This window comes from Nonomuraea terrae (assembly GCF_044465245.1).
GTDB classification, from domain to species: Bacteria; Actinomycetota; Actinomycetes; order Streptosporangiales; family Streptosporangiaceae; genus Nonomuraea; species Nonomuraea terrae.
This window is the reverse complement of sequence record NZ_JBITLL010000005.1, coordinates 1,055,450-1,076,786: the sequence shown is the minus strand read 5'-3', so window position 1 is coordinate 1,076,786 and position 21,337 is coordinate 1,055,450. Positions and strand designations below refer to the sequence as shown.

Sequence of the window (21,337 nt, the reverse complement as noted above, 5' to 3'; positions counted from 1 at the left end):
GCGGTCGGGCTATCGTCATCGTTCATGGCCGCCCTTTCTCCCGACTCGATCCTGCTCACCGGCCGCGTGGCCGTCGTCGCCGGGGCGGCCAGGGGAGCGGGGCCGGCGATCGCGGAGGCGTTCGCGGCGTTCGGGGCGCACGTCGCCGCCTGCGACCGTGACAAGCCGCACGGCGAGCCGGCGATGACCGTGCGCGACCAGGTGGCGGTGGAGGTGTTCGCCGAGGCCGTACGCGAGCGGTGGGGACGCGTGGACGTGCTGGTCAACAACCAGGGCTCCGCGGACGCCTCGCACGAGGGGTTCGCCGGCAGCTCGCCGCGCGGCGAGCGACTCCTCTTCGAGGAGCACTTCACGCAGGTCACCGGAATGATTCGGACAATGCTCCCGCTGATGCGCCCGGGCGCGTCGATCGTCACCGTGGTCCCGCCGGAGACGGGCGCGCCGGTGCACGCCGCGATGAGGGCCGCGCTGGAGAGCCTGACGCGGACGCTGGCCGCCGAGCTGGCTCCCCGCGGCATCCGGGTGAACGCCATCACCCCGCGTACGGAGAACGACAACCCCCGAGCACCCGACGAGAGCCTGTGCGGTGCGGCGGTGTTCCTGGCCGGGGACCTGGCCAGGTCCGTGACGGGGACGACGGTGCGGCTGGACGCAGGGCCCGCCGCAAACTGATCACCAGCTCTGGTGCAGCGGCATGCCCTCCGCGTAGCCGGACGTGCTCTGCACGCCCACGATCGCCTTCTGGTGGAACTCCTCCAGGTCGGCCGCCCCCGCGTACGTGCACGACGAGCGCAGACCCGCCACGATGGCGTCGATCTGGTCCTCGACGCTCGGCCGCTTCGGATCGAGGTACATCCGGGACGTCGAGATCCCCTCCTCGAACAACGCCTTCCTGGCCCGCTCGAACGCCGAGTCGTCGGCGGTCCGCAGGCGTACGGCCCGCGCGGAGGCCATGCCGAAGTTCTCCTTGTACTTGCGGCCGTTCGCGTCGGTGTGGGTGTCTCCCGGCGACTCGTACGTGCCCGCGAACCACGAGCCGACCATCACGTTCGACGCCCCGGCGGCCAGCGCGAGCGCGACGTCGCGGGGGTGGCGCACGCCGCCGTCGGCCCACGCGTGCCGGCCCAGGCGCCGCGCCTCGGCCGCGCATTCCAGGACCGCCGAGAACTGCGGCCGCCCCACGCCGGTCATCATCCGTGTGGTGCACATCGCGCCCGGGCCGACGCCCACCTTGACGATGTCGGCCCCGGCGTCCACCAGGTCGCGGACGCCGGCGGCGGTGACCACGTTGCCGGCCGCCACCGGCACGCCCGGGTCGAGCGCCTTGACGGCGCGGAGCGCGGAGATCATCTTCTCCTGGTGGCCGTGGGCGGTGTCCACGACCAGGCAGTCGATGCCCGCGTCGAGCAGCTCCTTGGCCTTGGAGACGACGTCGCCGTTCACGCCGACGGCGGCTCCGATGCGCAGCCGGCCCTGGGCGTCGACGGCCGGCTGGTAGAGCGTGGCGCGCAGCGCGCCCGTACGGGTGAGGATGCCGACCAGGCGCCCGTCGCCGTCCACGATGGGCGCGAGCCGGTGGCGGCCCTCGTGCAGCCGCTCGAAGGCGCCGCGCGGGTCGAGGCCGGCGGGCAGCGTGAGCAGTTCGCTGGACATGACGTTGGACAGCTGTGTGAACATGTCCACGCCCGCGCAGTCGGCCTCGGTCACGACGCCGACGGGACGGTTCTCCCAGTCGACGACGACGACCGCGCCGTGCGAGCGCTTGGGCAGCAACTGCAGGGCCTCGCCGACGGTCGCGTGCGGGGTCAGGGTCAGCGGGGTGTCGTGGACGAGGTCGCGTTTCTTGACCCAGTCGACGACGTCGGCGACGACATCGAGTGGTATGTCCTGCGGGATGACGGCGATGCCGCCCCGCCGCGCCACGGTCTCGGCCATGCGCCGGCCGGCGACCGCGGTCATGTTGGCCACGACGATCGGGATGGTGGTGCCCGTGCCGTCGTTCGTCGAGAGGTCGACTGCGAGCCGGGAACCGACCGAGGAACGCGACGGGACCATGAACACGTCGCTGTAGGTGAGGTCGTAATGGGGCTCGAGGTCGTTAAGAAACTTCACGTTCGCCCATCTTATGTGCCGGTACGTCAACAAGGAGTTTCCCCCTTTCTCGGGGGCTTATGATCGGCCGGGACGCTTTTGGGGGAGGGGAGTGCTTGTGGAGGTCACCGAACGGGCCGAGCTGATCGTGGTCGGGTTCGCCGTGCGCACCACCAATGTCGAGGAAAAGGACCCGGCGCGCGCCAAATTGCCGGCGCTCTGGCAGCGCGCCGGCGCGCCGGGGGCTTTCGCGCATGTGCCGAATCGTCTGGACGAGAACCTCTACGCGGTCCTCACGGACTACGAGAGCGACCACAACGGCGCGTTCACGCAGATCGTCGGCACGGGCGTGCGCACGGTGCCGCGGCTGCCGGAGGGCATGGTGGCCGTCCGTGTCCCGGCCGGTCAGGCGCTGCGGCTGGAGGCCCGCGGGACGATGCCGCAGGCGCTGATGGAGGCGTGGCAGCAGCTGGTGAACCACACCGAGTCCGGCGGCACGCCGTCGCGCGTCTTCACCACCGACCTGGAGGTGCACCACCCGGGCGGTGTCGACCTGTACGTGGCGGTCTGACCCGTCTCACTTGAGGCCGAGCGCGGCGGCCGCCGCTTCGACGGCCGCCGGCTTGACCTCCTCCAGCGGCAGGTTCGCGTATTCCACCGTGCAGTCCGCCAGCCCGCCGAGCGCCACCGTGGCCCTGATCTGCTGCTCCTGGGTGAGCTCCGGGCCGATCAGCAGGCCGATCAGCACGCGCCGCCACTCGAACATGCGCCGCCCCAGGTCGAGATAGGCCAGCGTGGACATCTCCCGCACCACCATGACGATGATCTCGCGGTGCTTCCAGATCACGTCGAAGTAGTCCTCGAGCAGGCGCCGGGTCTCGATGCCCGGCTCGCACGCGTTCACGAACCGCTCGCAGTCGTCGACCATCGGCTGCACGATGCTGCGCACCAGGTCGTCGCGTGAGGCGAAGTGGTAGTAGAGCGCCGGTTTGGTGATGCCCAGCCGTTCGGAGATCTGGCGCAGGCTGGTGTTCCGCACGCCCTGCTGGGCGAAGAGCTCCCGGGCCACCGCCTGGATGCGTGCCTTGGTGTCGCTGGACATGCGCCCAAGAATACTCCTTACCTTCCGTTAAGTAAGTCGCTCGTGCTACCGTCCTTACTTAACGGAAGGTAAGGAGGCGGCATGAAGGTTCTCATCTCCGGGGCGAGCGTCGCGGGGCCGGTGCTCGCGTACTGGCTCAGCCGATACGGATTCACCGTCACCGTGGTGGAGCGGTCGCCCACGCTCAGGAAGACCGGCGGCCACGCGGTCGACCTGTTCCGGCCGGCCATGGAGATCGTCGAGCGGATGGGCGTGCTGGAGCGGATCTCGGCGCGGAGCACCGGCACGCAATCGCTGGTGGCCTACCGGGACGGCGATCCCAGGCCGGTGGAGCTGAAGATGCCCGACGTCGCGGGCGCCGTCTCCGACCGGCATGTCGAGATCATGCGTGACGACCTCAGCGAGATCTTCTACGAGGCCACCCGCCACGACGTCGAGTACGTCTTCGGCGACTCCATCGCCTCGATCTCCGACGACGGGGAGGTCGTCTTCGACGGGGGCCGGGAGGAGAGGTTCGACCTGGTGGCCGGCGCGGACGGCCTGCACTCCAACGTGCGCCGCCTGGTCTTCGGCCCCGAGTCCGGCTTCACCACCTGGATCGGCGCCTACCTGGCCGTCGCCTCGGTGCCCAACCACCTGGGGCTCGACCGCCGTCTGGAGGCCGTCAGGGCCGCCGGCAGGCTGGCGGGGGTCTACTCCGCCGCCCACATGGACGACGCGCGGGCGCTCTTCCTGTTCAAGACGCCGGCGGAGCTCGACTACCACCACCGCGACATCCCGCGGCAGAAGGAGATCCTCCGGGAGCAGTTCGCCCACCTCGGGTGGGAGGTGCCGAGGTTGCTCGACGAGGCGGAGCGCTCGCCCGCGTTCTACTTCGACTCGATCACCCAGCTCCGCCTCGACAGCTGGTCACGCGGCCGGGTGACGCTGGTCGGCGACGCCGGCTACAGCCCCGGCCCGGCGCTCGGCGGCGGCACCAGCCTGGCGGTGGTCGGCGCGTACGTGCTGGCCGGCGAGCTCGCCGCGCACGGCGGCGACCACACCCGGGCCCTGCCCGCCTACGAGGCGGAGATCGGCGACTACGTCCGCCGCAGCCGCGCGTTCGCCGTCGACATGGCGGCCAAACTGGTGCCGGACACCCCCTTCGCCCTGTGGGGCATGACCCAGGCACTGCGGCTGATCAGCCGCCTGCCGACCGGCCTGGCCACCGCGGCCATGAAGTTCGGCACCAGGAGCGCGAGCGTGCACCACTCCTTCCCGGTGAAGGACTACTCGGCCTTCGCCAAGGCGGGTTAGGCCAGGACCCCCTGGCCGCGCAGCTTGTCGGCCTCCTCCTGCGACAGCCCCCAGCCGGACAGGTCGGTCAGGCGGGTGGCGGGCGCGAGGTCCTGCGTGGGGACGCCGAGCAGCCGCGGCGCCGGCGCCGGCTGCGTCACCTCGCCCACCTGGAGGAACGCGCCGCGGGCCGTGTTGTGCGGGTGGGCGGCGGCCTCGGTCATGGACAGCACGGGCGAGACGCAGGCGTCCGACCCCTCGAACACCGCCTCCCACTCGGCCCGTGTGCGCTTGCTGAACTCCTCGGTCAGGCGGGCCTTCAACGCCGGCCACTGCGACCTGTCGTTCCGGTCGGGCAGGTCGCTCAGGGCCATGCGGGAGACCATCTCGTCCCAGAACTGCGGCTCCAGCGCCCCCACGGCGACGTACTCGCCGTCGGCCGTCTCGTACGTGTCGTACTGCGGGGCGCCGGTGTCGAGCAGGTTCGTCCCGCGCGGCCCCCAGAAGCCGCTCTGCACCCCCTGGGAGAACATCGAGAACAGGACCGCCGCGCCGTCCACCATGGCCGCGTCGATCACGCGCCCCTTGCCGGTGCGCTCCCGCTCGAACAGGGCCAGCAGCACGCCGTACGCGAGCATGAGGCCGCCGCCGGCGAAGTCGCCGAGGATGTTGATCGGCGGCGTCGGCTTGCCGCCCTCGCGGCCCAGCAGTGACAGCACGCCCGAGACCGCGATGTAGTCGATGTCGTGCCCGGCCGTCGGCGCGAGCGGCCCGTCCTGGCCCCAGCCGGTCATCCGCCCGTAGACCAGCCGCTCGTTGACGGCGTGCAGGTCGTCGGGGCCGATGCCGAGCCGCTCTGCCACGCCGGGGCGGAACACCTCGATGACCACGTCGGCGTGCCGCACCAGCTCCTTGAACGCCGCCACGCCCTCCGGCGCCTTCAGATCGAGCCCGACCGTGCGCTTGCCCCGGTCCATGACGTCCGTGCGCGGCCGGTCGGAGACCGCCCTGACGCGGTCCACCCGCAGCACCTCCGCGCCGTGGTCGGCCAGCATCATCCCGGCGAACGGCCCGGGGGCGAGCCCGGCGAGCTCCAGCACGCGGACTCCGGACAGCGGACCTCGGCGAACCTCAGGCATCGGCCTCTCCTAGCGTGTGGACCCGGCTCCAGTAGAACAACATTCGGTGATCTCGTGCAAGCGGGCTTGCCGACCTTCCCGCGAAGAGCTGGGAGGTATGGGAAACTTGCCCACTGTTCGGGTGGTCTCCGGACAACTACGTACAGCGGCTGTCTGCAGCAGGCGCTTGCGCCACTACAGGGGTAGGACATGGTTTCGGATAGCAACCGGCTCATCGCAGGGCGCTACCAGTTGCTGCGCGAACTGGGTCGCGGGGGGATGGGCGTGGTCTGGGAGGGCCACGACACACTGCTGAACAGGCAGGTGGCCATCAAGGAGGTGCTCCTGCCGGACGGGCTCCCGCCGGGTGACCGGGAGCGCCAGATGGTGCGTACCGTCCGCGAGGCACGCACCGCGGCCAAGCTCAGCCATCCCTCCGTCGTCGCGATCTACGACGTCGTCGAGGACGGTGGCCGGCCGTGGGTCGTGATGGAGCTGCTGCCGTACCCGTCGGTCGAGCAGGTCGTGGCGACCTCGGGAGCGCTCCCAGCGAGGGAGGCGGCCGAGGTGGGCCGCCAGGTGCTGTCGGCGCTGAAGGCCGCGCACGCCGCCGGGATCCTGCACCGCGACGTCAAGCCGAGCAACATCCTGCTCTCCGACGACGGCCGGGCCGTGCTCACCGACTTCGGCATCGCGACCGCCGAGGGCGAAGCCTCCCTCACCAGGACCGGCATGGTCACCGGCTCGCCCAGCTTCCTGGCCCCGGAACGCGTCCGCGCCGACGACGCGGGACCTCCGTCCGATCTGTGGTCGCTGGGCGCCACGCTGTACGCCTGCATGGTCGGCCGCTCGCCCTTCGAGCGCGGCGAGCCGATGGCCACGCTCAACGCGCTGCTCAACGAGGAGCCCGACTACCGCAGGATCCCGCCGATCCTGCACCCGGTCCTGCGCGGGCTGCTGCGCAAGGAGCCCCAGGACCGGGTGGACGCCGAGGAGGCCGACCGGCTGCTGGCCGCCATCATCGCCGCCAAGCCCGCGTACGCCGACCAGGACGTGCCCGAGCGGAAGCCGGGCACGGGGCCCGGCCGGGCGCTGCTGGCCGCCGCCGCGACGGTGGTGCTGGTGCTGACGGGCGGCACGGTCGCGTACTTCAGGACCGCCTCCCCGGCCGAGGGCGCGCCGCGGACCGCGCAGCCCGCCGCGGCGAGCAGTCCGCTCCCGTCCGCCGCCACGCCGTCCGTCTCGCCCGCGGCGACGCCGAGCGAGACGCCCACGGTGACGAGGACCCCCACGCGGGGCCGGGTCGCCCCCGCCCTACGGGCGTGGAAGTCGGGGGACGGCTGGACGATCAAGCGGCCGGCCGGCTGGCGCGGCGCCCGCGGCGAGACGTACACCGAGTGGACCCGCCGCGACGGCGACGCCCACCTCGGGGTCCAGGCGCTCTACGTCAACCTCGACCCGAACCAGATCATCCGCGACTCCGAGGAGCGACTCAAGCAGAGCGCCGCCCAGATCGTCAGCCGCGGCCGCAGGACCGTCGAGCACCAGGGCACGACGGCCGTGGAGTGGGAGGTCTCCTGGACCGCAGCGACCGCCGCGACCACCGCGACCGGCGCGACCGCCGGCACCGCGACCGACGAGGGCTGGGCCACGCCGGGCATCCGCTACCGCGAACTGCGCCGGGCCGTCGCCGTCGGCGACACCGCCTACCTGCTGTCGTGGACGGTCCCGGAAGCGCAGTGGAAGCGTAACCGGTCACTTATGCGAGAAGTGCTCACCAGCTTTAATGTGAGGGCATGACCGCCTGGAGCCTGCTCGCCCTTCCTCCGCTGCCCGAGGAGTCCGCCCGCCGTCTGCTCGCCCCGCTCGGCGACAAGGTGTCCGTACGCGTGCCCGCCCGCCGTGACCGGGAGGCGCTGCTCGCGGCGCTGTCCGACGCCGAGATCGTGCTCGGCGACTGGACCGGCGCGCTCGTCATGGACGCCGAGGCGGTCCGGGCGGCGCCCCGGCTGGCGTTCGTGCAGCAGCCGTCCGTGGGCGTCGACGGCCATGACCTCGGCGCCCTGGCCGCGGCCGGAGTTCCGCTGGCCAACACCCCCGGCGTCAGCGCCGTGGCCGTGGCCGAGTGGTGCCTGGCCGCCACGCTGGCGCTGCTGCGCAGGCTGGTCGCCGGTGACGCCGCCGTACGCGCGGGGGAGTGGCCCCAGCAGAGCCTGCGGCCCGGCGAGCTGCACGGCAGCCGCGTCGGCGTCGTCGGCTACGGCGCGATCGGCGCCGCCGCCGCCGGCATGTTCCGTGCGATGGGCTGCGAGGTGTCCTACTGGAGCCGCACCCCGCGCCAGGACCCGGGCTTCGCCGACCTCGAGACGGTCGTGGGCGGCAGCGACGTCGTGGTCGTCGCGATCGCGCTGTCCGACGAGACCCGCGGCCTCGTCGACCCCCGCCGCATGAAGCGGGGCTCGCTGCTCGTCAACGCCGCCCGCGGCCCCATCGTCGACCGTGACGGGCTCCTCGCGGCCCTGCGCGAGGGCCACCTGGCCGGAGCCGCGCTCGACGTGTTCGACACCGAGCCGTTGCCGTCCGGTGACCCGCTGCGGGAGTTTCCGCAGGTCCTGCTCTCGCCGCACGTGGCGGGCGTCACATCTGGGGTCACCGGCCGCCTCGTCGGCGCCGTGCTCGCCAACCTCGCCGCGGCCGTCGAAGGCCGCCCGGTCGACGGCGTGGTGAACGGCGTATCGCCGCAGGTCAGCCGGAAGTTTACAGATACTGCTGCCATCTAGCCGCCGAGCTGGCACGATGAACAGTTTTCGTGTCTTTAACGACCCCGGTCTGTTCCGGGCAGCCGGGTGGAGATAACGTCTTACGGACGATCTCTACCAGCTCAAGGGGGTGCTTCCGTGACGACGATGTCGACACACCAACGGGCAGTAGAGCAGATCCGGCAGTCCTACGCCGAGATCCCGGGGGACACCACCCCCCGACTGGCCAAGGCCACGTCCAATCTCTTCAGGTTCCGCGACGGGGGCAGGACCGCCAAGCTGTCGGCGAGAGACCTGGACGAGGTCATCAGCGTCGATCCTGAGACGATGACCGCCGAGGTCCAGGGCATGACGACGTACGAGCACCTGGTGGACGCCACCCTGCCGTACGGGCTCATGCCGTACGTGGTGCCGCAGCTCAAGACGATCACGCTCGGCGGCGCGGTCACCGGGCTCGGCATCGAGTCCACCAGCTTCCGCGACGGCCTCCCGCACGAGTCGGTCGAGGAGCTCGAGATCCTCACCGGCGACGGGCGCGTCCTCATCGCCCGCGACGACAACGAGCACCGCGAGCTCTTCCGCGCCTTCCCCAACTCCTACGGCACCCTCGGCTACGCGCTGCGCATCCGGATCAAGCTGCGCAAGGTCCAGCCGTACGTGCACCTGACCCATGTCAGGTTCACCGACGCGGGCAAGTGCATGCTCGCCATGCAGGAGATCTGCGACAGCAAGGTCTACGACGGCGAGAACGTCGACTTCGTCGACGGCGTCTTCTTCGAACCCGGCGAGATGTACCTGACGCTGGGCCGTTTCGCCGACCGCGCGCCCTACGTCTCCGACTACACGGGCATGCGCATCTACTACCAGTCGATCCAGCAGCGCAGCCGCGACTGGCTGACCGTCCGCGACTACCTGTGGCGCTGGGACACCGACTGGTTCTGGTGCTCGCGCGCCTTCGGCGTGCAGCAGCCGGTGGTCCGCTCGCTGATGCCGCGCCGCTGGATGCGCTCCGACGTCTACCGCCGCCTGGTGGCCCTCGACCGGAAGCACGGCGTGACCGCCCGCGTCGACCGCTGGCGCGGCAGGCCGGTGCACGAGTCGGTCATCCAGGACGTCGAGACGCCGGTCGAGCGCGGGGCCGAGTTCCTCGAGTTCTTCCACGACAAGGTGGGCATGACCCCAGTGTGGATGTGCCCGCTCAAGGCCGGCTCGCGCTGGCCGCTCTACCCGCTGGAGCCCGGCAAGCTCTACGTGAACTTCGGGTTCTGGGGGATGGTGCCGCTGCCACGGGGCCAGTTCGACGGTTATCACAACCGGCTCATCGAGCGTGCGGTGCACGATCTCGACGGTCACAAGTCGCTCTACTCGACCTCGTTCTACGCCCGTGAGCAGTTCTGGGAGCTGTACAACGGCGGCGCCTACTGGCCGGTCAAGCGGGAATACGACCCGAACGGTCGCCTGCTCGACCTGTACGAAAAGTGTGTACGGGGAAGGTGAGTAGATGGCTCTGGCAACCATCTTTGAGAAAATCGTCGGAACGGACGCGAACGTCGCGTTCATGGCGTACGACGGGAGCAAGGCGGGGCCTGACGGCGCCGACCTGGCCATCGAGGTCAAATCCCCGATCGCCGTGGCCTACCTGGCACAGGCCCCGGGAGAGCTGGGCCTGGCCAGGGCGTACATCGCCGGGCACATCGACGTCCACGGTGACATGTACGCCCTGCTCGACCGCATGTGGAACATCACCACCAACGACTTGACGACGTCGGAGAAGATCGCCGCGGTCCGGTCTCTGGGTGTGAAGCCGCTGCTCATGCGCGTGCCGCCGCCCCCGCAGGAGATGCGCCAGAGCACCCTCGCCCGGCTGGGCTCGCGGCACGCCAAGCAGCGTGACGCCGAGGCCATCCACCACCACTACGACGTGTCCAACCGCTTCTACCGGTGGGTCCTCGGCCCGTCGATGGCCTACACCTGCGCCTGCTTCCCCTCTGAGGGTTCGACGCTGGAGGAGGCGCAGTTCGCCAAGTTCGACCTGGTGGCCCGCAAGCTCGGCCTGAAGCCCGGCATGCGCCTGCTCGACGTCGGCTGCGGCTGGGGCGGCATGGTCATCCACGCCGCCAAGCACTACGGCGTCAAGGCCCTCGGCGTCACGCTGAGCAAGCAGCAGGCCGAGTGGGCGCAGCAGGCGATCGCCGAGGAGGGCCTGCAGGACCTCGCGGAGGTCCGGTTCATGGACTACCGCGACGTGCAGGAGACCGGCTTCGACGCGGTCAGCTCGATCGGCCTCACCGAGCACATCGGCAAGGCGAACGTGCCGGCGTACTTCGAGTTCCTCTACGGCAAGCTCAAGACCGGGGGGCGGCTGCTCAACCACTGCATCACCCGGCCCACCGGCAAGGAGAAGACCTTCAACAAGGGCGGCTTCATCAACCGCTACGTCTTCCCCGACGGCGAGCTGGAGTCGGTCGGCTGGCTGATCCGGCAGATGGAGGACCTCGGCTTCGAGATCCGCCACGAGGAGAACCTCCGCGAGCACTACGCCAAGACCCTGCGTCACTGGTGCGACAACCTCGACGCCAACTGGGACGACGCGGTGCAGGAGGTCGGCATGGGCACGGCCCGCGTGTGGGCTCTCTACATGGCCGGCTGCATCGTCGGCTTCGAGCGCAACAAGGTGCAGCTGCACCAGGTGCTGGGCGTCAAGCTGGACCAGAGCGGCCGCTCCGGCGTGCCGCTGCGCCCCGCCCGCGACTGGCCCTGACGGATCGCATCCCCCGGGAGCCCGCGTCCGGCGCGGCTCCCGTGAGCCCCCACCCTCGCATCCCCCGAACGTCGCTCAGCCCGCGGACGCGGGCGACGGCGCCGTCTTGTCACCCGGCGCGGCCGAAGCGCAGGGTCTCCTCCCTTTCGCGTGCCGGCCGCGGCTGACGTGACGCTCGTCAGGGACGGAGCCCTCTTTGAGGTCGAGCTGCTGCTCCTTGGGATTGTGGGGCTTCGCGTGCCTGCCCACGTGCTCTCCTTTTGCGTGTCCGACTGCTTAACGTGACCGTAGGGCTACTCCAGGTGTGCGAGCAACCGGGATTCGGTAAAGCCGAAGGAGATCCGGAGCGCCGGGGGCTCCGGCGGGCCGGGACGCGCCGTCACGCCACGGCGCAGGCGGTTCCGTCGAGGGTGAACGCGGCCGGTTCGGCGGTGTCGCCGCCGTGGGCGGCCTGGAAGCCGAAGGAGGCGGACGCCCCCGGCGCGACGCCGCCGTTGTAGGAGACGTTCCGGGCGGTCACCTGGCCGCCGGCGGGCGTCACCGTGGCGTTCCAGGTCGAGGTGATCGTCTGGCCGGCCGGCAGGGTGAAGGCCAGGCTCCAGGACGAGATCGGCGCGCCGCCGGTGTTGGTGATCGTCACTGTGGCCGTGAACCCGGTGCTCCAGCTGTTCGTCGTGTACGTCACCCGGCACGGTCCGCCCGGCAGCGGGGAGGGCGGCGTGGCCGGGTCGCCGCCGCTGTCGGACAGGCCGAAGAAGTCGACGACGCGGGCGGCCATCCCGGCGGCCGGCAGGCTGTGGCCGACGCCCTGGACGCTGATCGCCTCGACCGGGGCCATGGCGCCGGTGCCGCCGTACCGGGTCCTGGTCCAGTTCGCCCGGGGCTGGTCGGTGCGGCTCGGCGTCTGGCTGAGGCCGTGGACGTTCGTCCACTGGTTGACCTGCTCCTGGAAGTTCGGGTGGCGCTGTGTGGCGTCCTCGGTGCCGTGCCAGATCTGCATGCGCGGGCGCGGCCCGCCGTATCCGGGGGACGCGGCGCGCACGAGGTCGCCCCACTGCTGTGGCGTCCTGACGACCTGTCCGCCGGCGCAGGCGCTGTTCCAACTGGACCCGTCGGTGGTGGCGAAGCAGCCGAACGGCACCCCCATGAACGACGCCCCCGCCCGGAACACGTCGGGGTAGGCGCCGACCAGCACGTTGGTCAGCATGCCGCCGGAGGACGCGCCGATGACGAACGTACGGGCCGGGTCGGCGTGGTGACGCTGCTGGACGTACCGGACCATCGACACGATGCCCACCGGGTCGCCGCCGCCGTCGTGCCGCAGGGCCGAGGGCGAGGAGACGTCGAAGCAGGAGCCGCTCCTGCTCGCCGACGGGTGGACGACGATGAACTTGTACCGGTCGGCGAGCGAGGCGAACTCGGTGCCCGAGTGGAACGCGGGGCCCGATCCCGCGCAGTGGTGGACGGCCACCAGCAGGGCAGGGCGGGCCGGGACGCCGTCGGGGACGTACAGGTGCATGCGCAGGTTCGTGGGGTTGGCGCCGAAGCCGGTCACCTCCGTGAGTTGCGCCGACGCGGCCGAGGGTGCCGTCATCAGGCCGGCGGCGACGATCGCGGCGGCGGCGATCAGGGCGCCGGCGATTCGCGCTCTCAGCTTCATCGACTTCCTCTCGCTCGGCCGGCGAAACGTTGCGAGTCTCCAGAGTAATTTTCGACATCGCAACCGTGCAGCTACGAGAGGTGAGGCGGACGCGGGATGAGCGGGAGCGACACGAGGACGAAACGCCGCAGCCCGTGAAACTTTCGACAGGCGCTACGGGACGAACGCGTCGAGCTCCCGGAGGGTCCCTTCGAGACCCTGCCACGCCTGGCCGGCGTCCGGGGTACGGCCGTGGGGCGAGCGGAACCACGTGACGAACTCGGCCACGTCGTCCAGGGCCCAGCGCAGGCGGTAGAGCGCGAGGGCGGCCTGGTCGGGGGTGCGGCCGGTGGCGGCGGCGTAGCGGGCCAGGTCGGCGTCGTCGCGGGCGACCAGCCACAGGTCGCGTTCCGGGGCTGCCATGCCGACCGTGTCCCAGTCGACCAGGAACCGGCGCTCGCCGGCGCGCAGCAGGTTGCCCGGATGCGGCTCCCCGTGCGTGAGCACCGGCTCCCACTCCTCGCCCGCCAGCCGGTCGAACTCCGCCAACCCTCGCCGCAGCGCCGCCGCGTGGCCGGCGACCAGCTCACGGGCGGGCTCCGCGTACGGGCCGCCGAGCCACGGCACGGAGCCGCCCGGCCGCAGGGCGTCCTCCAGCACGGCGCGGCCCGCGAGCCGCACCGGCCGGGCCGGGGTCGTCAGCGGCGGCGGGGTGGCGTGCAGCTCGGCGAGCAGGTCGATGACCGCGGCGCGGGCGGCGGCGTCCGGCTCGTCGCCGAAGTCGCCGGCCACCCCCTCCACGTGCGGGAACACGCTCATGGCGTAGCGGTGGCGGTCGAGGCGGCGCAGCGTCGAGCCGTCGGCGGCGCGCAACGGGGCCACGACGAACTCCAGGCCCGCCTCCTCACGCAGGGCCGCCGCGGTGTCCATGGCCAGCCGGAGCCCGTCGAACGTCTGCCGCCGCACGTCGGCGACGGTGACGAACCAGCGCCGCCCCCTGCCGTCGCGCGCGATCCAGTGGAAGTCGCCGAAGCCGACCGGCGCGTAGTCGAGCCCGGCGGCCTCGATGCCCCACGCGGCCAGCGCGGGCCGCAGCAGGCTCTCATCGAGATCGTCCGGTCTGTCCCGCATGGCGATCACGCTACCGAATCGGCGCGAGCCCGGCCGCCGCGATCAGGAAGGCGGCGCGCTCGGCCACCGGCGCCCGTGGCAGCGTCACCACCTCGTAGCCGTAGTCCGCGTAGGCGGCCACGATCGCGTCGTACGTCCGCTCGGCCTCCCCGAGGCTCTGCCGGCGTTCGGCGTCGTGCTCGTAGATCTCCGGCCAGGGCGGCGCGGCGAACACCCGCCGGTGGTAGCGGAACGTCAGGGCCGCGTTGTGCAGGTGCGGCGGCACCGGCCGGCCCAGCATCCGCAGGTAGCCGGCCGTGTCCACGATCCCGCGGTCGAAGACCGCGTCCCCTCCGGCGGCCGCGCGGTACGAGCGCAGGTCCCACGCGAGCATCAGCTCGGCGAACAACCCCGGATCGGCCCACGGCAGCGCCCGGCCCGAGATCGCGACCTGGTCCTGGATGATCGCCCGCCCGGCCTCCGGCTGCGTGGCGTGGCCGAGCGCGCGCAGGTGCCCGACGAGCGTGCTCTTGCCGGAGCCCGGCCCTCCGGTGACGACGACGAGACGCGACATGGTCCCTCCCTGGGAACGGCAGAAGAAAGGCGCGGGCGGACCCGCGCCTTCCAAGGGGATGGGACCGGGCCGGACGGCTACCGCAGCTCGCGCTTGAGGATCTTGCCCGTGGCCGTCATCGGCAGGGAGTCGCGGAACTCGACGACGCGGGGGTACTTGTAGGCCGCCATGTTCTCCCTGGCCCAGGCGATCAGCTCGTCCTCGGTGATCTCGGAGCCGGGGGTGCGGATGACGTACGCCTTGATCTCCTCGCCGTGCGAGTCGTGCGGGACGCCGACGACGGCGGCCAGCGACACCGCCTCGTGGGTCATGAGGACCTCTTCGACCTCGCGCGGATAGACGTTGAAGCCGCCGCGGATGATCATGTCCTTGGCCCGGTCGATGATGGCATAGTAGCCGTCCGCGTCGCGCGTGGCGATGTCGCCGGTGCGGAACCAGCCGTCCCGCATGACCTCGGCCGTGGCCTCCGGGCGGCCGTGGTAGCCCTTCATGATGTTGTGGCCCCGGATGGCGATCTCGCCCGGGCCCTCGCCCTCGATCGTCTTCCAGTCGGAGTCGATCAGTTTCATCTCCACGCCCCAGATCGGGGTGCCGATCGTGCCCGGCTTCGTCGGCCGGCCGAGGTGGTTGAAGCTGGCCACCGGAGCCGTCTCCGACAGGCCGTATCCCTCCAGGATGCCGATGCCGAAGGTCTTCTCGAAGTCCTTGAGCACCTCCACCGGCGACGACGCGCCGCCCGCCACGGCCACCCTCAGCGTGGTCGGCACCTCCGCGCCCTCGGCGTGGATCTTCGTCAGCATGCCCCAGTACATCGTGGGCACGCCCGCGAAGAACGTCACCTTCTCCTTGACCATGAGCGCGAGCGCCTCACCCGGCTCGAAGCGCGGCATGAGCACGATCGTGGCGCCGCGCATGAAGCCGGTGTTCATGACGGTGGTCTGGCCGAAGGAGTGGAACAACGGCAGCACCGCCAGATAGGTGTCGCTGTCGTCGCGCGGGAACATGCGGTCGCTGACTAACGCGTTCATGAGCATGTTCTGGTGGGTGAGCTCGGCGCCCTTGGGGCGGCCCGTGGTGCCCGAGGTGTAGAGGATCACCGCGGTGTCGTCGGCCGCCGTCTGCACCGTCTCGAACGTGGCCGGCATGCCGTCCAGCGCCGCCCAGAACGACTCGCCGTACGGCGACTCCGTCGCGAGCGGGGTCGCGGGCAGCACGATGAGGTGCTCGCAGCCGGGGGCGGCCTCGAAGCCCGCCTTGCCGCGCTCGCCGAGCGGCAGCTCCGGCGAACCCTCGAAGCAGAACAGCGCCTTGGCGTCGCTGTCGTCGAGGTGGTACGTGATCTCCCGCGCCTGCAGCAGCACGTTGAGGGGCACGACCGTCGCGCCCGCCTTCAGGATGCCGAAGTAGACGAACGGGAAGTACGGCAGGTTGGGGCACGCGAGCGCCACCTTGTCGCCTTTGCCGATCCCGCGTGACACCAGCAGGTTCGCCACCTGGTTGGCCACCGTGTCGATCATGGCGTACGGCAGGCGCATGTCGCCGAAGACGATCGCGGTGCCGTCGGGGGTGTTCCTGGCGCTGTCCTCCAGGACGATCGACAGATTGAGCATGATGCGCCTTCCTCTTTGTGAGCGGGCTTGGGCGACATCTTTACAGGAAGGGGATACCGACCGGTAGCCTCGGCTTCGCCGAGATCTGTGGCAGGCCGCCGAAGGCGGCTTGCCAGAGCCGCGCCGGGACTTGTGGTGGGCCGCTGGACGCGGCCCGCCAGAGCTCTGCACCCGCGCCGACGCCTGGTGGCCTTCCAGCTGGGGGGAGAATGGTGAAGGACCTGGGTGCTAGGTTTCGCTGGCATGGAGATCAGGACGGTCCACGCCAATGGGGTGGAGTTCGCGTATCTGGCGTTGGGGGAGGGGCCGCTGGCTCTGTGCCTGCACGGGTTTCCCGACAGCGCGCACACCTGGCGCCACCTGCTGCCCGAGCTCGCCGAGCGCGGGTACCGGGCGGTCGCGCCGTTCATGCGGGGGTACGCGCCGACCGAGGTCCCGGCGGACGGCGCGTACGAGGGGGCGGCGCTCGCCGCCGACCTGCGCGCGCTGCACGAGGAGCTCGGCGGTGGCGACGACGCCGTCGTGATCGGCCACGACTGGGGCGCCTTCCCCGTCTACGCCACGGCCGGGCGCTTCCGCGCGGCCGTGACGCTCGCCGTCCCGCCGCCGGGCGTCATGGCGCGCGGCTTCCTCGAGTACGACCAGCTGAAGCGGTCGTTCTACATCTTCCTCTTCCAGACGGCCCTGGCCGAGGCGGCGGCCTCCCGGCCCGGTTTCCTCGAGCGGCTCTGGCAGGACTGGTCGCCGGGGTACGACGCGGGCGAGGACCTCGAGTTCGTCCGGCGCAGCATCGGCGAACCGGCCAACCTGCGCGCGGCCATCGGCTACTACCGGGCCATGCTGGGCAGCACCCCGCCCTCCGGCCGCCACCCGGAGGTGCAGCCCGGCGTCACGGGCCCCGTCCTCTACCTGCACGGCGTCCAGGACGGCTGCCTCGGCGTCGATCTCGTCAAGAACGCGGGGGAGCACCTGCCGGAGGGCTCCCGCGTCGAGCTGGTGCCCGGCGCGGGCCACTTCCTCCACCTGGAACGCCCCGCCGAGGTCAACCGCCTGATCCTCGACTGGCTCGGCCCGGCTGACTGAGCGGGCTCAGCGGCCGGGTCGCAGGACGGCGATCAGCGGGTGCTGCCCGGACAGGCTCACCTCGACCACGTCCTCGACGGTGAACCCGCGCGGGATTTCGTCGTGCACCAGGGCCACGGCCAGCCCGTCGGCGGCCAGGACCCGCCGCACCTCCCGCCACAACGGGCGCAGATCACCGGTGAGCAGTCCCCTCGGGGGCACCTGGCGTCCCCACGGCGGGTTCACCAGCACGCGGTCCGCGCCTCCGTCCGCCACCGGGATCCGCCCGCCGTCGGCCACCGTCCAGGCGAACGGCCGGCCGGTCGCGTTCTCACCACCGGGTGACTCAGCAGCGGCGCGGGCGTTGGCGGAGGCGGCGGTCACGGCGGCCCGGTCGTGGTCGAATCCCGCCAGGCGCACGTCCGCACCCTGGGCGAACGGCCTGGCCTCGATCAGCGTGGTGCCCGCCCCGCAGCACGGATCCACGACCGTGCGGATCTTCTCCAGACGGGCCAGCCGCGCCATCGCGGCGGCCAGCGGCGGATGCAGCGTGCCCCGCACCGACGCCGTCTTGTACGGCCGGCGGTGCAGCGGCCGGTCGCCGGGCCGCACCGCGATGACCGCCCGGTCGCCCTCGATCGTGACCCGCCACGCCATCGCCCCGCTCGGCGGCCGCCCGCCCCCGCGCCGGGAGTGGTACGTCAGCCGCAGCGGCCGCGCCAGCTCGGCGCCGACCGCGTCCTCGATGTCGAACCTGGTGTACGTGCGCCGCCCCACGAACGACGCCGACACCTCCAGCACCCGGACGCCGTCGGCCCGGGCCGACAGGCCGGCGCCCAGGTCGCGCGCCGCCCGGGCCAGCCGGCGCAGCGCGGTGCGGTCGTGGCCGACACCGTCCACCACCGCGGCGGCGAGCAGCACGTCGTCGGCCGTGCGCAGACGCCGCAGATCGGCCCCGGGCGCGGCTTCGAACCACACCTCCCGATGGCGGGTCTCGCGCACCACGCCGAGGCCGGAGCCCCGGATCTCGGCGGCCACCAGGGCCTCGATGCCGCGTACGGACCTGGCCATGGCAAAGCTATGCAACTGTCCTTCTCCCACGTAGCAACCCGGGACGGCGGTCGCTCAGCCGTCCCGCATCGCCGGCGGTGGGATCCCGCGACCCGCCGGCGGGTCGCTAACGCAGGTAGAAGAACGTCATGCGGAACACCCTAGGGCTTCGCCCGCTTCGGGCTCCACGGATTTTCCGCTTCCGTACGTACGGTGTACGTCCACCCCATTGACGTAAGTGGCCGCTTTCCGAATGATGGCCTCATGAGCGTCCTGGACTTCGACCTGTCGGACCGTGACTTCTGGGCCACCCCCATGAGCGAACGCGAAGCGGCGTTCGACCGGCTCCGCGCGCGTGAGACCCCGGCCTTCTTCGAGGAGCCGGAGGTGGCGTACGCCCCCAAGGGCCCCGGCTACTTCGCGCTCGTCAAGCACGCCGACATCCTCGAGGCCAGTCGCCACCCCGAAGTCTTCAGCTCAGGCGCCGGTGGCGCGACGAACATCCCCGACATGCCGGCGGAGTTCGCCGAGTACTTCGGCTCCATGATCAACATGGACGACCCCCGCCACGCCCGCCTGCGCAGGATCGTCTCCCGCGCGTTCACGCCCAAGATGATCAAACAGTTCGAGACCGACGTCGAGGTGGCCGCCGCGGCCATCGTCGACGACCTTCTGGCCAAGGGGCCCGGCTGCGACTTCGTGACCGAGGTTGCCGCGCGCCTGCCCCTGAAGATCATCTGCGACATGATGGGCATCCCCGAGCGCGACTACCGGTTCGTCTTCGACCGTTCCAACGTCATCCTCGGCGGCTTCGACCCCGAGTTCACCGGCGGCGAGCTCGACAAGATCGCCGAGAGGCTGCTCAACGCCGGCATGGAGCTGCAGCAACTCGTCCAGGACCTCGCCGCCCACCGCGCCGAGCACCCCACGGGCGACCTGATCTCGTCGCTGGTCAACGCCAACATCGACGGCGAGCGGCTGAGCATGCAGGAGCTGGGCTCGTTCTTCATCCTGCTGGTCGTGGCCGGCAACGAGACGACGCGCAACGCCATCTCCCACGGCCTGCACATGCTCACCGAGAACCCCGGCCAGCGCGCGCTCTGGCTGGAGGACATCGACGACCGCGCGCCCGGCGCGGTGGAGGAGATCGTCCGGCTGGCCTCCCCGGTCAACTTCATGCGCCGCAAGACCACCCGCGACTTCGAGCTGAACGGCCACCTCTTCCGCGAGGGCCAGAAGGTGGTCCTGTTCTACTGGGCGGCCAACCGCGACGAGAGCGTCTTCGACGACCCCAAGCGCTTCGACATCACCCGCCACCCCAACCCCCACGTCGGCTTCGGCGGCCCTGGCCCGCACTTCTGCCTCGGCGCCCACCTGGCCCGGCGCGAGATCACGGTGATGTTCCGGGAGCTGCTGCGCCGGGTGCCGCACATCGAGGGCGGCACGCCCGACCGCCTGCACTCCAGCTTCATCAACGGCATCAAGCACCTGGAGTGCACGTTCTAGCCGGGCGCCGCCTCCGGGTCAGGACGACGGGGAGATGAGCCTGATCTGGTTCATCACCGTGCGGATGTCGGGAAGGAGCTCCTCCTTCTCCGCCGGGATCGCCATGTAGACGATGGCGGGGACGTTCGCGCCGGTGGGCACGGCCATCGTCACGACCGTCGCCTTCTCCGTCTTCGACGTCAGCGAGTACGCGATCAGCCGCCCGACCTGGTCGCCCACCTTGATCGGCTGCTGGGCGATCTTGCGGACCTTGTTGTCCGACGGGAAGAAGTTGTCGCGCGCGCTCAACACGACCTGCTTGATCGCCGGCTCCAGGTTGTCCGGCTCGTAGTACTGCGCCAGCCGCTGCGGCAGCGGTCCCGACATGAGCACGGCGTACCGCTCCGGCGCGACCTGGACGTACTGTCGGGTGTCGTAGCCGTACGTGCCCTTGACCGTGGAGCGCTGGTCGAGCTGCCACTCGCCGCCCAGACGCGGCACCGTGATCCCGGCCGCGGCGTCGGTCACGCGTCCCGCGACGGGTGACGGGTCACCGGGGTACTTCGGCAGCGTGGGGATCTTCTTCGTGCCGGCGCTGGGCTCCTCCTCCTGCTGCTGCTGCGCGGCCGTGGCCTCCCCGGTGACGCCGGCGCTCGACGCCTCCTCGCCCGACAGCGGGCCCCACAGGAACGCCCACAGCAGCGCGATCACCAGCGCGACGGCGACCGAGCCGCCGAGCGCGTACATCCAGATGGGCTTGCCGTCCTCGTCGTCGAGGGAGTCCTGGTCGCCCATGGCCTGGTAGTTGTCGCCGAAGACGGTGTTCCAGAGCTCCTGCTGGCGTTCGGGCGGCGGGGTGCGCGAGCCGCTGATCTGGCCGGCCGTCACGAAGCGGTGCTCGGGGTCGGAGGGGTCGCGGCTCAGGCCGGAGCCGGGGCGGGGGCCCTGGTTCTCGGCGGGCGGCGTACCGGTGGCAGTGGAGTCCATGGGGGTGGCAGGGGCCGCGTGGTCGTTCCTGGGGTTCTCGGCGTGCTTGGCGTAGGTGACGGTGCGCTCGTCGGCGCCCGGCCCCTGCGGGGGCGGCTGCCGGCCGGGCGGCTGCGCGCCGGGCGGTTGTGTGCCGGCTGGTTGTGCGCCGGCCGGCTGAGCGCCAGGGAGCCGAGCGCCGGGCGGTTGCGTGCCGGGCGGCGTGTCCATCGGCAGGGCGTCCTTCGGCGGGGTGTCGGTGGGGCGGCTGTCGTACATCATCGTGCGCTCCGCCGGGTGCTCGCCGGCGGGCGGTGGGGGTGAGGCGGGCGGCGCCGGCGGCCAGGGGGCGGGGGAGGACAGGTTCGACCACGCGCCGGGGGAGGGCGTCGGCGGCTGCGCCCACGCGGGCACCGGATCCGGTACGGGCGGCTGCTCGGGCCGCGCCGCGCCCGCCTGGTCCTGCGACGCGACCTCCGGCCACGATGTGGGCACGCCCGGCCGCGTCCCTTGCGGTGACGCCTGCGCCGGTCCTTGGTGCGACCCGGGCGCCCTACCGTGCGGTGACCCCTGTGGTGGTTCCTGTCCCTGGGGCGCCCATGGGGGGTCCGTGCGCGCGCCGTCGAGGCGGGCGCCGTGGGGAGGGGTGGCGTCGAGGGGGCCGGACCCGTTCTGGCGGGCGGCGGTGCGCGGCGGGTCGGGCCAGGAGGGAGCCTGCGGCGGGGCCTCCGGCCA

General features: G+C 71.6%; 19 protein-coding genes. 9 read left to right on the top strand and 10 right to left on the bottom strand.

The window, feature by feature from the left end; genetic code table 11:
• The first annotated feature begins 24 nt into the window (after positions 1-24).
• Entirely contained in the window at positions 25-672 is a 648-nt protein-coding gene (locus tag ACIBP6_RS28700) for an SDR family oxidoreductase (protein ID WP_397056990.1), read from the top strand.
• Here the strand turns inward: ACIBP6_RS28700 and ACIBP6_RS28695 are convergent, their stop codons facing one another.
• The gene (locus tag ACIBP6_RS28695) at positions 673-2,112 is read right to left on the bottom strand and encodes a GuaB1 family IMP dehydrogenase-related protein (protein ID WP_397056989.1); all 1,440 of its coding nucleotides are present in this window, start codon (positions 2,110-2,112) and stop codon (positions 673-675) included.
• A gap of 97 nt (positions 2,113-2,209) precedes the next feature.
• Between ACIBP6_RS28695 and ACIBP6_RS28690 the strand changes: the two genes are divergently transcribed.
• Entirely contained in the window at positions 2,210-2,662 is a 453-nt protein-coding gene (locus ACIBP6_RS28690) for a GyrI-like domain-containing protein (protein ID WP_397056988.1), read from the top strand.
• Between the two features lie 6 nt (positions 2,663-2,668).
• Here the strand turns inward: ACIBP6_RS28690 and ACIBP6_RS28685 are convergent, their stop codons facing one another.
• Positions 2,669-3,193, bottom strand: a complete 525-nt coding sequence (locus ACIBP6_RS28685) for a TetR/AcrR family transcriptional regulator (protein WP_397056987.1) — start codon at positions 3,191-3,193, stop codon at positions 2,669-2,671.
• A gap of 81 nt (positions 3,194-3,274) precedes the next feature.
• Here ACIBP6_RS28685 and ACIBP6_RS28680 point away from each other — a divergent pair, with 81 nt between their 5' ends.
• The gene (locus ACIBP6_RS28680; RefSeq protein ID WP_397056986.1) at positions 3,275-4,489 is read left to right on the top strand and encodes an FAD-dependent monooxygenase; all 1,215 of its coding nucleotides are present in this window, start codon (positions 3,275-3,277) and stop codon (positions 4,487-4,489) included.
• Here ACIBP6_RS28680 and ACIBP6_RS28675 read toward each other — a convergent pair.
• Entirely contained in the window at positions 4,486-5,607 is a 1,122-nt protein-coding gene (locus ACIBP6_RS28675) for a CaiB/BaiF CoA transferase family protein (RefSeq protein ID WP_397056985.1), read from the bottom strand. The genes ACIBP6_RS28680 and ACIBP6_RS28675 overlap by 4 nt on opposite strands.
• Positions 5,608-5,796: 189 nt before the next feature.
• Here ACIBP6_RS28675 and ACIBP6_RS28670 point away from each other — a divergent pair, with 189 nt between their 5' ends.
• From ACIBP6_RS28670 to ACIBP6_RS28655, 4 genes are all read left to right on the top strand, one after another.
• Complete coding sequence (locus ACIBP6_RS28670; protein WP_397056984.1) at positions 5,797-7,386, top strand: serine/threonine-protein kinase; 1,590 nt, start codon at positions 5,797-5,799, stop codon at positions 7,384-7,386.
• Positions 7,383-8,366 (top strand): NAD(P)-dependent oxidoreductase, encoded by a 984-nt coding sequence (locus tag ACIBP6_RS28665; protein WP_397056983.1) that lies wholly within the window; start codon positions 7,383-7,385, stop codon positions 8,364-8,366. Before ACIBP6_RS28670 ends, ACIBP6_RS28665 begins: the two co-directional genes overlap by 4 nt.
• Before the next feature lie 126 nt (positions 8,367-8,492).
• Positions 8,493-9,842, top strand: coding sequence for an FAD-binding oxidoreductase (locus ACIBP6_RS28660; RefSeq protein WP_397056982.1), 1,350 nt, complete (start codon positions 8,493-8,495; stop codon positions 9,840-9,842).
• A gap of 4 nt (positions 9,843-9,846) precedes the next feature.
• A complete protein-coding gene (locus tag ACIBP6_RS28655) occupies positions 9,847-11,106 on the top strand; it encodes a class I SAM-dependent methyltransferase (protein ID WP_397056981.1) in 1,260 nt (419 codons plus the stop codon).
• Between the two features lie 75 nt (positions 11,107-11,181).
• Here the strand turns inward: ACIBP6_RS28655 and ACIBP6_RS28650 are convergent, their stop codons facing one another.
• The 5 genes from ACIBP6_RS28650 to ACIBP6_RS28630 all read right to left on the bottom strand — a co-directional run bounded on the left by ACIBP6_RS28650 (position 11,182) and on the right by ACIBP6_RS28630 (position 16,039).
• A complete protein-coding gene (locus tag ACIBP6_RS28650) occupies positions 11,182-11,355 on the bottom strand; it encodes a hypothetical protein (RefSeq protein ID WP_397056980.1) in 174 nt (57 codons plus the stop codon).
• Positions 11,356-11,485: 130 nt separating this feature from the next.
• Entirely contained in the window at positions 11,486-12,766 is a 1,281-nt protein-coding gene (locus tag ACIBP6_RS28645; RefSeq protein WP_397056979.1) for an extracellular catalytic domain type 1 short-chain-length polyhydroxyalkanoate depolymerase, read from the bottom strand.
• A 153-nt stretch (positions 12,767-12,919) separates the two neighbouring features.
• On the bottom strand, positions 12,920-13,876 hold the full coding sequence (locus ACIBP6_RS28640; RefSeq protein WP_397056978.1) for a phosphotransferase enzyme family protein: 957 nt from the start codon (positions 13,874-13,876) through the stop codon (positions 12,920-12,922).
• A 10-nt stretch (positions 13,877-13,886) separates the two neighbouring features.
• On the bottom strand, positions 13,887-14,429 hold the full coding sequence (locus ACIBP6_RS28635; RefSeq protein ID WP_397056977.1) for an AAA family ATPase: 543 nt from the start codon (positions 14,427-14,429) through the stop codon (positions 13,887-13,889).
• Positions 14,430-14,506: 77 nt separating this feature from the next.
• Positions 14,507-16,039 (bottom strand): long-chain fatty acid--CoA ligase, encoded by a 1,533-nt coding sequence (locus ACIBP6_RS28630; protein WP_397056976.1) that lies wholly within the window; start codon positions 16,037-16,039, stop codon positions 14,507-14,509.
• Between the two features lie 243 nt (positions 16,040-16,282).
• Between ACIBP6_RS28630 and ACIBP6_RS28625 the strand changes: the two genes are divergently transcribed.
• Complete coding sequence (locus tag ACIBP6_RS28625; RefSeq protein WP_397056975.1) at positions 16,283-17,122, top strand: alpha/beta fold hydrolase; 840 nt, start codon at positions 16,283-16,285, stop codon at positions 17,120-17,122.
• Between the two features lie 6 nt (positions 17,123-17,128).
• On the opposite strand, the gene ACIBP6_RS28620 is transcribed toward ACIBP6_RS28625, so the two are convergent.
• Positions 17,129-18,187 (bottom strand): RNA methyltransferase, encoded by a 1,059-nt coding sequence (locus tag ACIBP6_RS28620; RefSeq protein ID WP_397056974.1) that lies wholly within the window; start codon positions 18,185-18,187, stop codon positions 17,129-17,131.
• Between the two features lie 228 nt (positions 18,188-18,415).
• Between ACIBP6_RS28620 and ACIBP6_RS28615 the strand changes: the two genes are divergently transcribed.
• Positions 18,416-19,657, top strand: a complete 1,242-nt coding sequence (locus tag ACIBP6_RS28615; protein ID WP_397056973.1) for a cytochrome P450 — start codon at positions 18,416-18,418, stop codon at positions 19,655-19,657.
• An 18-nt stretch (positions 19,658-19,675) separates the two neighbouring features.
• Here ACIBP6_RS28615 and ACIBP6_RS28610 read toward each other — a convergent pair whose 3' ends face one another.
• Positions 19,676-21,097 carry a hypothetical protein gene (locus tag ACIBP6_RS28610; protein ID WP_397056972.1) on the bottom strand — a complete coding sequence of 474 codons (1,422 nt, stop codon included), beginning with the start codon at positions 21,095-21,097 and terminating at the stop codon, positions 19,676-19,678.
• Positions 21,098-21,337 lie beyond the last annotated feature (240 nt).

Bases quoted from the DNA above. Each gene is read 5' to 3' on its own strand.
- ACIBP6_RS28700 (WP_397056990.1), top strand. From the start codon at position 25: ATGGCCGCCCTTTCTCCCGACTCGATCCTGCTCACCGGCCGCGTGGCC.
- ACIBP6_RS28685 (WP_397056987.1), bottom strand. From the start codon at position 3,193: ATGTCCAGCGACACCAAGGCACGCATCCAGGCGGTGGCCCGGGAGCTC.
- ACIBP6_RS28680 (WP_397056986.1), top strand. From the start codon at position 3,275: ATGAAGGTTCTCATCTCCGGGGCGAGCGTCGCGGGGCCGGTGCTCGCG.
- ACIBP6_RS28675 (WP_397056985.1), bottom strand. From the start codon at position 5,607: ATGCCTGAGGTTCGCCGAGGTCCGCTGTCCGGAGTCCGCGTGCTGGAG.
- ACIBP6_RS28670 (WP_397056984.1), top strand. From the start codon at position 5,797: ATGGTTTCGGATAGCAACCGGCTCATCGCAGGGCGCTACCAGTTGCTG.
- ACIBP6_RS28665 (WP_397056983.1), top strand. From the start codon at position 7,383: ATGACCGCCTGGAGCCTGCTCGCCCTTCCTCCGCTGCCCGAGGAGTCC.
- ACIBP6_RS28660 (WP_397056982.1), top strand. From the start codon at position 8,493: ATGTCGACACACCAACGGGCAGTAGAGCAGATCCGGCAGTCCTACGCC.
- ACIBP6_RS28655 (WP_397056981.1), top strand. From the start codon at position 9,847: ATGGCTCTGGCAACCATCTTTGAGAAAATCGTCGGAACGGACGCGAAC.
- ACIBP6_RS28645 (WP_397056979.1), bottom strand. From the start codon at position 12,766: ATGAAGCTGAGAGCGCGAATCGCCGGCGCCCTGATCGCCGCCGCCGCG.
- ACIBP6_RS28640 (WP_397056978.1), bottom strand. From the start codon at position 13,876: ATGCGGGACAGACCGGACGATCTCGATGAGAGCCTGCTGCGGCCCGCG.
- ACIBP6_RS28635 (WP_397056977.1), bottom strand. From the start codon at position 14,429: ATGTCGCGTCTCGTCGTCGTCACCGGAGGGCCGGGCTCCGGCAAGAGC.
- ACIBP6_RS28630 (WP_397056976.1), bottom strand. From the start codon at position 16,039: ATGCTCAATCTGTCGATCGTCCTGGAGGACAGCGCCAGGAACACCCCC.
- ACIBP6_RS28625 (WP_397056975.1), top strand. From the start codon at position 16,283: ATGGAGATCAGGACGGTCCACGCCAATGGGGTGGAGTTCGCGTATCTG.
- ACIBP6_RS28615 (WP_397056973.1), top strand. From the start codon at position 18,416: ATGAGCGTCCTGGACTTCGACCTGTCGGACCGTGACTTCTGGGCCACC.